The following is a 14,420-nucleotide window of genomic DNA, read 5'->3' as shown; positions in this document are numbered from 1 at the left end:
GCGATGGGACTGAGCAGGGAATCCGTGGGAATCCAGTCCTTGGACCGGGGACTGGTGATTGTAAAACAAGACGAGGGGGACCGGGTGGTTGCGCTGGCTGGGAACCCGAATGTGGGGAAGAGCACTGTATTCAATGAGCTGACTGGAATGCATCAGCACACAGGAAATTGGCCAGGAAAAACCGTGGCCAATGCCCAAGGGTATTGCCGTCACCGGGACCGGGGCTACGTGTTGGTGGATATTCCCGGCTGCTACTCTCTTTTGGCCCATTCGGCGGAGGAAGAAGTAGCCAGAGATTTTATCTGCTTTGGAAATCCAGATGCGGTTGTGGTAGTCTGTGACGCGACCTGCCTCGAACGAAACCTGAACCTGGTAATCCAGGTGCTGGAAGCGGTTCCCCGGACGGTGGTCTGTGTGAACCTGATGGATGAGGCGGAGAAGAAAAAACTGACCCTGGACTTGGAGCTGCTGGAAAAACGCCTGAAAGTGCCGGTGGTGGGAGCAGCGGCCCGCAGCGGCCGGGGACTGACGGAGCTGATGGACGCGGTGGAGGCAGTCTGCGGCTATGGGGATGTGAAACCGCTGGTGGTGGAATATCCGGATTACCTGGAAGACGCGATCAAGAAGCTGATGCCGGTCGTGCAGGAACTTTGCCCCGATTGGCCGAACCCCCGCTGGCTTTGCGCCCGCCTCTTGGATGCGGACGCCGGACTTTTGGAAGCCTTATCCCAGAGCCTGGGAGTCGAGCTGATGCAGGAAGAGCGCCTGGTGTACTGCTTGGCGCGGATCAAAGGCGATCTGGAACAGGATGAAATCGGGGAACGGCAGCGAAAAGACGATGTAGCCGCATCCTTTGTGAAAAAAGCAGAGGAGGTCTGCGACGGGGTAGTTCACTGCACTGTATCCTCCTACAATAAAAGGGACCGGAAGCTGGACCGGTTGTTTACCAGCCGCGCTACCGGATTCCCGATTATGCTCTTGCTTTTATGCGGTGTTTTCTGGCTGACCATCACCGGAGCCAATTACCCATCGGAACTGCTCTCAAAAGGGCTTTTCTGGATTGAGGACCGTCTGTTGGAGCTGGCTGCCGGAAGCATTTTCCCTGTCTGGCTGACGGATCTTCTGATCTGCGGCGTGTACCGGGTCGTGGCCTGGATTATCTCGGTGATGCTGCCGCCCATGGCGATTTTCTTTCCGCTTTTTACTCTTCTGGAGGATTTTGGATATCTGCCGCGGGTTGCCTTTAATCTGGATAAGTGCTTTCAAAAATGCTGCGCCTGCGGAAAACAAGCGCTGACCATGTGTCAAGGGAAATCAGGGCTGCGCAGACCAGGCGTTTCGCATTTGCTCAGGGCTCTTCGATTCCTCTTTCTTTCATATACGCAATCACATCTTTTACCTGGTGCAGCTGCCAGACGTCCCGCGTTGGAATTTCCGTATCGAAATGCACCTCAAACGCACTGACAATGCTCATAATGTCAAAAGAATTTAAGGCAAGATCCTGGACAAAATCCGTGTCGTAAGTGATTCCCTCTTTCCCTGTTGCTTCATATACGATTCTCTGTATGAGTTCCAGCATAAATAACCTCCTGTTTTCCCTGCTGCTGTCTGAATGGATGGCCGCTTCGGGCCGGGCTGAAGTCTCCGGCATTAAACCATGTGCCGCTTTATTTTTTGGGAGGCGGTTTTGGAGAATTCCTGCTCCCGGATGTTGACCAGCTGGATCTGCTGGTAAAGCGGCAGGGCGGCGTTGATCTGGTTGATCTCTCCCTGCAAATGCTCTAAAATTTCGTAGGAAGACATGCCCTCGGAGCGCGCCGGGTCCGGATAAATGCTGGCGGCCAGCGTCACATCGTCGGCGGATGTTCCATTGGCTGCGCCGTAGACCACCACGTCTTTGACCAGAGGAATGGCGCGAATCAGCTCCTCCAGCTTCTCCGGGGAAATTTTCTTTCCGTTTTTAAAGACGATCAGATTCTTTTTGCGCCCGGTGATGAATAAAAAGCCGTTTTTATCCAGATATCCCAGATCGCCGGTTTTAAACCACCCGTCTTCCAGGGCCTCGGCCGTCAGATCTTCCCGTTTGTAATATCCTTTCATCACGGATTCCCCGCGGACCCAGATTTCTTCCTCCACAATCTTAACTTCCGTGCCGGGGAGCACATAGCCGACCGACTCCAGATTGTAGGAACGATTGCTGTTCACCGCAACCATTGGAGCGCATTCGGTGATACCGTAGCCCTCCAGAACCAGGACGCCCATGGCCTGAAATTCTTCCGCGATCGCTTTGCTCAGATGGGCGCCTCCGGAAATGATGATGTGCAGATTTCCCAAGGCCTTCCGGCGGAGCTCCTCTAAGATTTTGCTTTTCCCTGGAATCCTCAGTCGTTTCAGGGAAGAACGCCATTTAAAGAGACGGCGCAAGTCCTCCGCCTTCCCTTCTTTTTCCGCGTTCAGCCAGATTTGATTGTGTATGGCTTCCACCATCAGCGGAACGGTGAGCATGGAGTCCGGCTGGGCCAGATGCAGATCGCGCATGGCCGTCTTTAAATTTCCGTTGATGTACAGGTGCGTGCCGTGAACCAGAGTGGTCAGGACCGCGCTGGTCATCCCGTAAGTATGATAAAACGGAAGAGACGTGTAGACCTTCTCCTCGGTGGAAACAAAGCGGACGGCATTGCTGGCGTTGTGCAAAACAGCTTTTTGGCTGAGCATGACCGGTTTGGAGATGCTGGTGGTACCGGAAGTATAGACAATGACCGCTGTCTGATCCGGACCGACCTTACAGGGCGTGATCCCCTTTGTTTTGATCCGTTCTTCGCCTTCCTGGCATAGAGACTGGAAAGAAAATTCATCTTCGCCCTTCTCCTTTTCCAGAGAAAACAGGAAGGAAATCTTCTTGTCGTCCAAAAGCGGGCGGCAGATGGACACATAGGTGCGGGCGGCAAAAACAGCCTGGGAGTCGGCGTTTGCAACCATCTCCCGGATCGCCTCGTCGGATTGCTCGGCATCAATGCAGACGGCCGTGCCGCCGCAGGAGGTAATGGCCAGGTAAGCGACGATCCATTCGTAAGAATTTTCCCCTACAATCGCGATATGGCGGCCGCCGAGCCCGCGGTGAATCAAGGCTTCCCGAAGTCCAGCCGCCTGATCCGTCATCTCCTGATAGGTATAGCATATTTCATCGCCGCGGCGGTCAAAATAGGAAACCGCTGGTTTTGGACCAAATTTCTGGTTCATTCCGGTGCAGAAATCGGCGAAGTTGTCGTAAGTATCCACTTCGTTCCATAGAAATTTCTTCATTAATTGTTCCCTTCCTAATCGATTCCTACTTTACAGGCGGCTCTGAATTCCTCTTTGCCCCGGTCTCCTCTAAAAATTGTTCTGCCCCCATCTTCTCGATCAGACCCAAAAGAATATCGACCAGATCAGGATCAAACTGCGTGCCTTTTCCTCGGCGGAGCTCATCGAGGGCTTTGGAAAGAGGGAAGCCTTTTCGGTACTGCCGGTCGGAGATCATGGCATCCAGCGAATCCGCCACGGAAATAATCCTGGCTTCCAGGGGAATCTCATCGCGTTTCACCCCATCCGGATACCCGGTTCCGTCCAGCCTTTCATGGTGGGCCCGCACAGCCGGCACAATACTTTGGAACAACGGGACGGCGGAAAGGATCTGCGCGCCCGCGCTGCAATGGCGCTTGATGATGTCAAATTCTTCGTCCGTCAGCTTGGCAGGCTTTAACAGGATCTGATCCGGAACGCCGACTTTTCCGATATCGTGAAACAAGCCGGCCATGCGAACCCGGTCACAGAATTCTTTCTCCCTCCCCATCTCCTTGGCAATGCGGTAGGAGATTTCGGAAACCCGGTCCGAATGGCCTCTGGTATTGAAATCCTTGGCGTCCACCATCAGGCGCATGGCGCTGATGATTCCCATGTAGCTGTCGCCAAGCTTGTCGTAGGCTTGGGTCAGTTCTTCATTTTTCCTGCGGACCAAGCCGTGCAGCGCGTTGTTTCCCAGCGCGGCCTCTGTCTGCCGGGCAAAGATGGAAAAGAGCTGGCGCTCTTCATAAAGCGGAGGCTGGGCCAGTACGGCGCCTAACACAACAGGGGAAAACGTCTCAGCGGAAAGAAGAGCCGTCAGGACAGATTCCTCTTTTTGTTCGGAGGAAGAACCGGTGCGGATCTCTTCGATCATCCGTCCAGTATCCTCTAAGTCCCCCTTTTGAAAAATCTGAACCTTGGCATCTTTGGCATTTTTCTGGGGCAGAACCGCCAGAAAACAGCCGGTGCAGGAAAACAGAGACGACAATGCCTCCAGTATCTGCTCCGCCATGTGATCCAGAGATTGCAGATGGTAAACCTGGGGCAGAAATTCTATGATGGAGGAAAGTCCGTTCTGATAGCTTCGAATGGTTTTCATCTGTTTAATGGATTTGACACAGGATTCCACCAGAAGTTCCAGCTGGTCAAACCGGTCGCTTTTTTCATAATATCCTTGAATATCCAACTGCCGGATCGTCCGGATGGGTGGAGCCATACTCTTGTGCCCGGTCAGCAGGATAATAAAAAGCTCCTTGTTGAATTTGCGGATTTCCGCGACCACCTGGTCGCCGCAGATCGGGGTCATCAAAAAGTCCAGCAAAAGAATATCATAATGATTTTCCCGGATCCGTTCGATCGCCTGATTCGGGTCGTTCTCAACGTCCACCTGAAAGCCGGAACGTTCAAAATAAGCCTGGAGCGTGGAAGTCATGATCGGATCATCATCCAGCGCCAGAATGGAATATTCCTTTTTCTCGGATGTTTTATTCCGTCTCATTGGTATCCCCTCCTTTCTTTTCCTCCGCATTGGTTATGGCGACAAGCCTCGACGGGATGGAGATCGTAAAGACCGCTCCTCCGTCGGGGTTGTCCTCCACCCACATGGATCCGCCGAATTTCCCGCGGATCATGGCGTTGGAAATATAGAGTCCCAGCCCGGTGCCATGCGTCCCTTTGCTGGTGACCATTTCTTTGAAAAGTTTCCGGCGTACCCCAGGGCTTACCCCCGGACCGGAGTCCTTCACGTAAATCTGGAAGGATTCTTCGTCTCGTTTCGCGCCGATGACGATATCGCCGCCGCCCACCTGTTTCTGCGCGTCGATGGCATTGGAAATCAGGTTATTCAGCACCTGAACCAAATTGTTGATATCGCCGTGAAGCGTCACTTCCTTCCATGGGCCGAACTCTGTGATCAGGCGGCAGTTTCCGCTGAACAGTTCATGGCGCATTAAAAGCTGCGCTCGTTTGATCAGTTCGTCGAGGGGGAACGTCGCTTCCTGGGTGAGCGCGGCGTTGGTCGCCTGTCCCTTGATGGCGGTGATGATATCCGACATGTAGGCGGTGGATTCCCGCACCTTATCAAACCAGGTGCGGATTTCTCCGTAGATTTCCCGGTAATCGTCCTTTTCTACCTGGGGATCGTCCAGACTGTCCTCGCATTCTTCGATCAGGGCTTCTGCGGCCGAGATACAGCCGGAGATGCTCATAATCGGAGTTTTCAAGTTGTGGGCGACGCCGCCGATCATCTGGCCCAGGGATGCCAGCCGTTCCTGCTCCATCATTCTCGCCTGGCTTTCCGAGAGCTGCTGCATACTCTTTTTTAGCTGAGTGATGTCTTTAAAGATCGCGACAAAACCGGAAAGCTCATTGTGGACCATCAGCGGAGAAATATCGGTGATATAATAATACTTTTGTGCGGCGCCATCCTTTTGGATAGTGACTGCCTGTTCATAGGAGATCACCGACTGGGCTTGGCGGCAGGATTCCACGGCCGTGATCAAATGATACACAGCCGTTTTATGGGAGACGTCTTCCTTTTTGACGCAGTCCCGGAGAAAACGGTTTTCTGCGATCCCATACCGGGAGGCAAAAACTTCGGCAAAGGGCCGGTTATAACTGATCACCAGGCCTTTGTCGCTGAGAACCAGATAACAGTCGGAGATCCAATCCAACACCTGTTGGGTGGCCAGGGGCTGGATATCCAAAAAGTGCAGCTGGTAAATTGCAATCCCATTGCAGACAATGGTTGAGATAAAGCTGATTGGCGTTGATGTAATCGGCATATTTTCCGAGATCGTGGCCAAAATGCCGACGGCAAGGGGGCACAGTCCGCCCAGCGCAAACAGCACGCACTGTTTGATGTACAGGCCGACCCGGTTTTTCAGGGCGAAGCGAATCATCAGGCCGATGCCGGAGGCCAGGCAGAGATAGCAGTACAAACCGGAAACCACCACATAGGGCCCAAAGACAATCTCGCTTTTCACCACCGAAAATACCTGGTATTGGAGGTGGTGAATCGGATTGGTCCAGATTACAATGTTGCTGATGACCGGAATGATGAAGAGATACCGGTGCCACCGCGGCAGCTGTCCGCCTCCCTTGACAAAGGAGAGGGCGATACACAAATAAAGAGGAGGCAAAAAGGTGCCGACGGAATTGGTGATGGCGTCCCAGATAAAAAGCAGGCCCCTTTGTTCCGGCCGGGTAAACCGGATGAAGAGCAGCGCCAGCACCCAGACCGCATAGAGCACGGCGATTGCCAGGTACAGCTTATTGATGAGCTGCAATTTCCGGGGAGTCCGGATGTTCCAGACAATAAACACCAGGATTGCAACCAGAGCCCCGACGAAAATAGCGGCGGAAAGATCAGATATCATTCAGTTCACCTCGTTGAAAGGATGCGTAAATCCAGACAAGAGTCTGGCGGGGGACGGGGACGGCCAGATAAAGCCAAGCTCTTTTAACGCCTGGTGGGTCTTTTGGGCGCTGACCGAGATCCGGACCGGCTTTTGGCGGGCCCGGTTCCAAAACTCCACCAGAGGCGCCAAAATTTGCCGGTCATCTTGGCGGAGGGCCGCTTCCAGCCGTTCGGAAAAAACGGCGTCCTCCAAAATCATCACTTGGGGTGCGATGGATTCGGTAATCCGGCGCAGAGATATCTCTTGGGGACTCACCAGATGATAGGCGGTGGCCTCACTGCGGCTAAGAGCCACAACCGCTTCGGCGCAGATATCCACCGGCGTCAGATCAATGCCCGTGTCCGCAAGGGACAAAGGGAGAGCGCCCAGCCGGATACCGGCCCGAAGCATTAAATAAAAGGCGTTGCTGTCCGGATTCTTTTGGAATACTCCGTCGGCATCCCGGCCGACCAGGCGGCCCAGGCGGAAGACTTTGGCATGGAGTCCCTGCTTCATGGCCCGATAGATGTCGGCCTCCGCCAAAAACTTGCTCTTCACATACACGTTCTCCGACCAATTCTGGCCGATCTGAAAATCATGTTCCGTAAAGACGGCGGAAGAATCCGGAGCGTCCGCCAGATATTCCCCGCTGATGCTGGCGGTGGACATATAGTGGAGCCCGGCCCCTTCCTCCAGAGCCAGGCGGATCAGATTCTTGGTTCCTTCGGTGTTGGTGCGCTGCAAAATACTGCTTTCCGTGTAGTGGCGCACATCCGCCGCGCAATGGTAGATCAGGGCGGTTCGCCCGGACAGAAAACGGCGGTCTGTCTCGGAGAGGCCGAGATTTGGCAGCGTGATATCGCCGGTTGCCACGTGGATGCAGTGGATGGCCTGCATGGCCCAGCCCCGCCCAAAATACCAGGTTAGAGCATCGAGGAGAGCTTCTTTTCCTCCGCGGACCAGGCAGCAGATGGGACCGGCGCCCTGTTCTAAGAGCGCTTTGACCAGGTGGGAGCCGAAAAATCCGGTGGCTCCGGTGATCAGGATCATACCGTCCCTCCGGCTGATTTCACCGGAAGAAGACGGCACAAAACGGGGATAAATTGGCTGCGGAGGCCACATGGCCGAAAGAGGGGCCGGCTGCGTTTCGGGCGTCCCATAAGGGGCGTCTGTTTTTGCGCAATCCGGTTCTTCAACCTGTCCGGAGGAAACTTTTAGGCCTGATGCGAGCAGGCTTGCCTGAGCGGACGCGGTGGGGTTTTGATAAAATTCACCCAGCGTCATTTCCCAATGTTCATTGTAATAACGGCTGAGCACGCTCAGCGCGGCCAGAGAACTGCCTCCCTGTTCAAAGAAGGAAATCTCCTCGGAGAGATCCTCCCGGCCCAGCGTTTCCTTCCAGATGGAAAGCAGCGCTTTTGCCGTGGGAGCCTGGCCGGAAAGTGAGGAGGGAGGCTCCTCGGTTCTCTGCAAGGGAGCGCCGGAAAGGAATTCTCCGGGCTCCGAAAGCTGATTTTCCTCCTCTGGCAACAAGGAATCTCCGGCAGCAGGGAATGGATCTCTTTCCTCCCGGACGCTGGGAGAGGGGGAAACTTCCGGGCAAGAGCAGAGCTTTTTTAAGGCCTGCAAGTCGGTCTTTCCCGTTGTGGTCAGCGGCATCTTCTTTAGGGCAAAGATCCGGGACGGCATCATGTGGGAAGGGAGCATGGCGCGAAGCTTGGTTTTCATCGCTTCTCCGTCCACCCTTTCCTCTGTCTGTTCAAAAAAAGCACAGATTTCCGCGGATCCGTCGGGTTTTTTCAGGGGCAGGGCGGCAGCCTGAGCCGCCAGGCCCGATTGGAGCATCACGCTGGTGATCTCCGTCAATTCAATTCGCACGCCGTTTACCTTGACCTGAGCGTCCTTCCGGCCCAGGTAATCCAGTGTTCCGTCCGCGCGAAGGCGGCCCAGGTCGCCGCTGCGGTACATTTTTTCACCGGGAAAATAGTAATCGGGGAGGAAGGCTTCCCTGGTCAGGTCCGGCTGGCCCTCATAGCCGTCGGCGATCCCGGCCCCGGCCAGGTAGAGTTCGCCGCAGGCCGTGGGGAGCACCGGCTTTTGCTCTTCATCCATCACGTACACCCGCATATTCCGCATCGGACGGCCGATGGTGACGGGCTCTTCGGGAAGAAGATCAATCATCGTGGTGTAGACGGTGGCTTCCGTCGGCCCGTACAGGTTGACCAGGCGGCCGGAACTGACCTGCTTAAATTTCTTCACCAGCTCCGGCGCAACGGCTTCCCCGCCGACGATGACGAAGTGAAGTCCCGAAGCGGCCCGGCAAAACTTATGGTTGCCGAGACACATTTGGAGCCGGGAGGCGGTGAACTGCATATAGCCGATTTGGTTGGCCGCAGCCAGCTCCGCCATTTTCCAGGGCAGAAGCATCTCCTCTTCATCGGCCAGGACCACCGGTTTCCCCATGGCAAGAGGCAGCAGGCTTTCCGTGATAAAGATATCAAAAATTGCCTGGCTAGCGCAGAGAACCGGCGCTTTTGGCTCCTCCATCATCTCCCGCACGCTCTCATAAAGGTTCGAGACGGCGCGGTGGGGGATGCGGACTCCCTTGGGCTTTCCGGTGGAACCGGAAGTAAACAAAATATGGATCGGATCCTGGCCGGACACAGGCACATCTTCAAAATCGCCTTCTTTTGCCTGTTCCAGAGGAAGGAGGAGTTCCTGTACTTCCTCCGGAAGCATGGCGGCGGAATCGGAGTCACAGAGGATCCGGCGTATGCCCGCGGTCTCTGTGATTGTCTTGATCCGTGCGGCCGGGTAATTGGTCAACATCGGGACATAAGCTGCGCCTGCTTTTAGGATTCCCAGCATCGCTGCGAACAGGGCAGAGGTACGGCGGCAGATCAGGCCGACGGCCTCTCCTTTTGTAACCCCGCAGGATGTAAGCAGCCCGGCGATGCCGCAGGCCTGTGATTCTATTTGCCCTAAAGTGAATTCTTGTCCGTGGAAGATCACCGCGGCCTGTTCCGGGAACAGTTCCGCCCGCTCTTTTACCAGCTGATGAACCGGCAGGTTCAGGAACGGATAATAAGAGCGGTTTGGCCGGTCAATCAGGCGGAGCCGGTCCGCAGGACTCATCAGGGTAAGCTCTCCGATGGTTTTGGCCTTTCCTCTTACGATCTCCGCCGTGATCTGTTCGATACAGCACCCGTAAAAGACAATGGTCTCTTCCGTGAAAAGATCATCGGCATATTCCAGCCGGAGCTGGCAGATCCCCTGTTCAACCGCGGCCTCGATGCTCAGGTCAGATTTGGCTGTACCGGTGGAAACCGGGCGGTACAGCGCTGGTTTTCCGTTGAAACAAAGGGCGCCGGCTTCAAAAGGACGCATGGAAAACGCCGTCTGATACAGCGGATTTTGATTGACGGTGCGGGGAAGAGAGAACATTTCGATCATCTCTTCCAAGGAGCAGCCGGGGTGGTCCAAAAGTCCGGTCACCTCATCCTGGACCATGGCCAGGTAGGAGGCAAGGGGCAGATCTTTTTCTGGCCGCAGGCGAACCGGCATGGTGTCGATAAACGGTCCGCAGATCTTTTTGTATTCCGGACGGCGCCGCCCGGAGACCGGCGTTCCGATCAGAAAATCCGTGGTTCTTGCGGCGGCGGAAAGCAGTACCCCAACGGCCGATAAAAACAGGACGTAGGGAGAGACGCCGTGATCCTGACAAAACGTCCTGCATTTTTTACTGAGCTCTTCCGAAAAGGCGTGGAGCACTGCCTTTCCCCGGAAGGTGAATTCCTTGGGCCGGGGTTTGTCCGCCGGGAGAAGGAAAGGAGAGGGAAGCGGCGTCAGATGCTCCTTCCAGTATCCTTTGTCCTTTTCATTCCCCGGTTGTTCCGCGCGGGATGCTGCCCAGGCATAGTCCAGATAACTAAGGGCAGCTGAAGGAGCGGCGGTCCCTGCATAGCCGGCGCTGAGCCGTTCCAGCAGGACAGGGGTGCTCATGCCGTCCCCGATCATGTGATGGATGTCGAGAAATAGGCAGCATCCTTCTTCGCCGCCGTCCCACAAAGCAGCGTGGAGCAGCGGAGGCGCAGCCAGGTCAAAAGGCGCAAGAAAGGCGCGTTCTGCCTCGTCGAAGCAGCCGGCGCTTAATCTTCCCAGATCAAAGGAGACGGACTCTTTTACATGGGCGAAAATTCCATCCGGATCCTGGGCAAAGGCGGTCCGGAAGATGGCGTCCTCCGCGATCAGACGGCGGAAAGCGTCCTGCAGCCGTTCGGGATCCGGAGATTCCGGCAGCAGAAAGGCTCCGGCCATGTGGTAAGCGTATCCGGTCGGGTCCAGGAAAGACTGGACATAGATTCCCTGCTGAATCGGCGTCAGCGGATACCGATCCAGTTTCGGCGCAGGAGAAAGAGACTCCTGTGCTTCCTTCCCTTCGGAGCCGTCCTTTTCTAAAAGCTCCGCCAGGCGGCGCGCCGTGTGGCAGGCGTAAAGGTCTGTGACGCGAAGCCTTTTTCCGGTCAGGGCTTCCACTTCCCCCAGGGTTTCCATCGCATTTAGAGAATTTCCTCCGAAAAGGAAATAATCGCTGTCGCAGGATAATTCATCCTGTCCCAGGATCCGGGAAAAGATCTCCAGAATCTGTCCGGCCAGGCGGGAGCTTTCCCGGCCACCTGCCGGCGCGGCAAACGGCTCCGGGTCCGGCAGACGGGATTCATCCACCTTCCCGTTTGCAGTGAGAGGGAGCCGTTCCAGACGGATCAGCTCGGCAGGCACCATGTACCGGGGAAGATAGGAGGCTAAAAAAGTTAAAAGCTCGGAGACAGTAACGTCTCCGCTGGCACAGTAATATCCGGTTAAAACCGGTTGATTTTGAATCAGGCAGACCCGCGCGGCCGCTTCGGTGACTTCCGGGTGGGAGGCCAGACAGGCGGCGACTTCCTGGGGTTCGATGCGAAGGCCCCGCAGCTTTACCTGGCGGTCCTTTCTCCCTGCCAGAAGGATTTCCCCTTCCTTGGTCCAACAGGCCACATCTCCCGTATTGTAGAGCCTTCCGCCGCTCTCAAAAGGATTTTCCAGAAAACTTTCGGCAGTCAGCTCCGGCGCGTTCCGGTAGCCCCTTCCGACACAGACTCCTCCGATATAGAGGGTTCCGTATACGCCAATCGGGAGAGGATTCATCCAGTCGTCCAGCACATAAAGTTTGCAGCCGGGCATGGGCCGTCCGGCCGTCAGGCGATGAGCCTCGTTTAACAGTTTTAAGCTGACGCCGATGGTAGCCTCGGAAGGTCCGTACTGATTAAAAATCCTTGCATGGGTGCAGGCGAAAAGCTGCCCTAAAAGGTCGCTGGGGAAGGCTTCCCCTCCGCAGACAATACTTTCCATCAGCCGCATGGCGGAGCGGAATTCCGGTACTTTCAGCATGGCGGAGAGTCGTGAGGGCGTGATGCTGAGAAAACCCACGGCATAGCCGCGGATCAACCCGGCCAAAGCCCTGGGGGACTCTTCCTCTCCCTCGCCGGCCAGTACGATCGTGCGTCCGTTCAGCATTGCCGCGGCGCTTTCGATCAAGAAGGCGTCGAATCCCACGCTGCACACGGAGAGCACGGCTCCTTTTCCGTAAACCGGTGCCATGGCCATGGCAAACTGAAAAAGAGAACGCCGTGTGATTTCAATACCCTTGGGCTTTCCGGTGCTGCCGGAGGTATAAACCACATAAGCCAGGTCTTCGTCACTGATTTTTAGGCCACCTTCCATGGCAGGATCCGGCTCTTGTTCCGGAAGCCGGCCGGCAAACAAGACCGGGAGATCCGCGCGGGACGCGAGATCCTTCGAGCACACGGAGAAATCGGTCAGGAGCGCGGCGGAGCCGCTGCTTTCCAGGACGTCAAGGATGCGACGGTCCGGCCATTCGGCGGAGATCAGCAAAAAGGCGCAGCCGGATTCCAGGATCCCGGCGATCGCGGCAAATAAAGCAGGGCTTTTCGGGAGCAGAACCGCGACCAGGGCGTTGGGCTCCTGGATGGTCCGGCGGACCGCCGCGGAAATGGCGTGGGCGTTCTCTGCCAGAGCCTGATAGCTGGTGCGGGTTCCGTTTTGAATCACGGCGGCGCGGGACGGATATTCGCGGATGATCCGCGCATAGGCGCTTTGAAGGCTTCCTTCTTCCCAGTATTTTGTTGTCTGATTAAAGGTATAGAGCACCTGCTCCCGCTCTTCACTGGTGAGGACCGAAAGGCTGTGAATCGGTTTGTCCGGATATTTCAGCGCCTCCTCCAAAATGTTGCAGATGCGGCGGTGGAGATCTTCGATCTCCTGTTCGCTGAAAAATTGGCTGAGGTAATCATAGTCCACCGAGTATCTCCGGTGATCCTCCATGTTGCTCAGATGGATGCAGAGCTGCTCCGCCTGATACCCCCCGTAGTGCCAGCGGCCGGAAAAGTGAACCGAGGCAATGGGGCTCTCATAGATTTTGCTGTCCTGATAGGAAAGCGCAATCTGAAAGAGGCGGCCGTCAGACCCATTTCCTTCGGCGGCCAGCCGGGCAATGTGCGGAAAGGGGAACCGCTGGTGGCGCAGCAGGTCAAACCAGGCTTCCATCAACTGTTCGTTGAACTCCGATAGGCTCCATTCGTCGCTGATTTCATTGAAAAAGGGCAGCGTGTTGACGAACATGCCGGTGCTCTGCTTAAATGTGAAATTGGTGCGGTTAAAGATGGGAACGCCGATCGTGAAGCGGCGGTCCCCGCCGATCCGTTTGAAATAGATGGCGAGAGCCATATAAAAAACAGCAAAAGGCGCCACCCGGTTTTTCTGGCAGAAGGAGTAAATGGCATGGTTGAGAACCTGGGGCAGTTCAAAGCTGAGGCGTCTTCCCACCGGGCTGACCGCAGCGGTCTTGACGGATTTGATCGAGGAGGGTTCCCCGGATTTTTCCACCATTTCTTTCCAATAGGCCAGGTCTTTTTTATAGGCGCGGGATGCCAGATACTCGTTTTCTTCCTCCACATGGAGCAGGTAGCTGGGAGCTTCCGGCATGTCCGGCGTTTCGCCGGAGAGCAGTTTCAGATAGGTTTCCGCGATCCGGTTGCAGATTAGGACCTGGGACCAGCCGTCGGAGATGATGTGATGGACCTTGATCAGCACGCCGCCTTTGTTTTCGCCTGCGCGGAACAGATAAAAGCGGTACAGCGGGGCATCCAGCAGAGGCAGGACTTCTCTTGTCGTGGCCTCCTCCCAGCTATGGATGCCGTCCTCCCCGGTGTGGGAGAAATCATAGACCTCCAGAGTTTCTTCCTGGTAAGGAACAAAATACTGGCAAGGCTCTTCATCTTTTAACGTGAGCTGGGTGCGGAGGGAGATGTCGGATTTTAACAGCAGGTGAATACTTTTTTGTAAGAGTAAAAAGTCAAGCCGTCCTTCAATGCGAATTGTAGTACAGATATTGTTAATGGAAGTTCCCGGAATGCTTTTCTCCAGATTCCAAATATTCTTTTGGCTGAGAGATAGGGGGTGCAGCTGCGATTCAATTTCTAAAACCATTGGAATTCTTCCTCTTATGTCTGCCGCCCGGAAAAGAAACGGTTCTTTCAACAAAGTTTATAATCTATTTATACATTGTTTTACCAATGGTTGCAATCCATTTCGGCATCTTTTGTCAAAAAAAGAAGAACGGAAAATGTAGCCGGAATGCGG

General features: G+C 55.2%; 6 protein-coding genes. 1 reads left to right on the top strand and 5 read right to left on the bottom strand.

All coding sequences use genetic code 11. The features are described 5' to 3' along the window. The first annotated feature begins 3 nt into the window (after nucleotides 1-3). A complete protein-coding gene (locus MUB23_RS05610) occupies nucleotides 4-1,464 on the top strand; it encodes a ferrous iron transporter B (protein WP_244799356.1) in 1,461 nt (486 codons plus the stop codon). On the opposite strand, the gene MUB23_RS19975 is transcribed toward MUB23_RS05610, so the two are convergent. The 5 genes from MUB23_RS19975 to MUB23_RS05585 are packed head-to-tail and all read right to left on the bottom strand — an operon-like array spanning nucleotide 1,349 to nucleotide 14,267. Beyond that, nucleotides 1,349-1,651, bottom strand: a complete 303-nt coding sequence (locus tag MUB23_RS19975) for a phosphopantetheine-binding protein (RefSeq protein WP_334302780.1) — start codon at nucleotides 1,649-1,651, stop codon at nucleotides 1,349-1,351. The two genes, MUB23_RS05610 and MUB23_RS19975, sit on opposite strands and share 116 nt — an antisense overlap. Continuing rightward, nucleotides 1,651-3,303 carry an AMP-dependent synthetase/ligase gene (locus MUB23_RS05600; protein ID WP_244799355.1) on the bottom strand — a complete coding sequence of 551 codons (1,653 nt, stop codon included), beginning with the start codon at nucleotides 3,301-3,303 and terminating at the stop codon, nucleotides 1,651-1,653. The genes MUB23_RS19975 and MUB23_RS05600 overlap by 1 nt, the downstream gene beginning before the upstream one ends. A 25-nt stretch (nucleotides 3,304-3,328) precedes the next feature. Further along, nucleotides 3,329-4,822: an HD domain-containing response regulator gene (locus MUB23_RS05595; RefSeq protein WP_244799354.1), complete on the bottom strand. Its 1,494-nt coding sequence runs from the start codon at nucleotides 4,820-4,822 to the stop codon at nucleotides 3,329-3,331. After that, on the bottom strand, nucleotides 4,809-6,701 hold the full coding sequence (locus tag MUB23_RS05590; RefSeq protein ID WP_244799353.1) for a sensor histidine kinase: 1,893 nt from the start codon (nucleotides 6,699-6,701) through the stop codon (nucleotides 4,809-4,811). Before MUB23_RS05590 ends, MUB23_RS05595 begins: the two co-directional genes overlap by 14 nt. Then, nucleotides 6,702-14,267, bottom strand: a complete 7,566-nt coding sequence (locus MUB23_RS05585; RefSeq protein ID WP_244799352.1) for a non-ribosomal peptide synthetase — start codon at nucleotides 14,265-14,267, stop codon at nucleotides 6,702-6,704. Between the last annotated feature and the right edge of the window lie 153 nt (nucleotides 14,268-14,420).

The sequence above is a fragment of the Cuneatibacter sp. NSJ-177 genome (assembly GCF_022867805.1).
Taxonomy (GTDB): Bacteria; Bacillota; Clostridia; order Lachnospirales; family Lachnospiraceae; genus Pseudolachnospira.
This window is presented reverse-complemented; position numbering and strand designations above follow the sequence as displayed.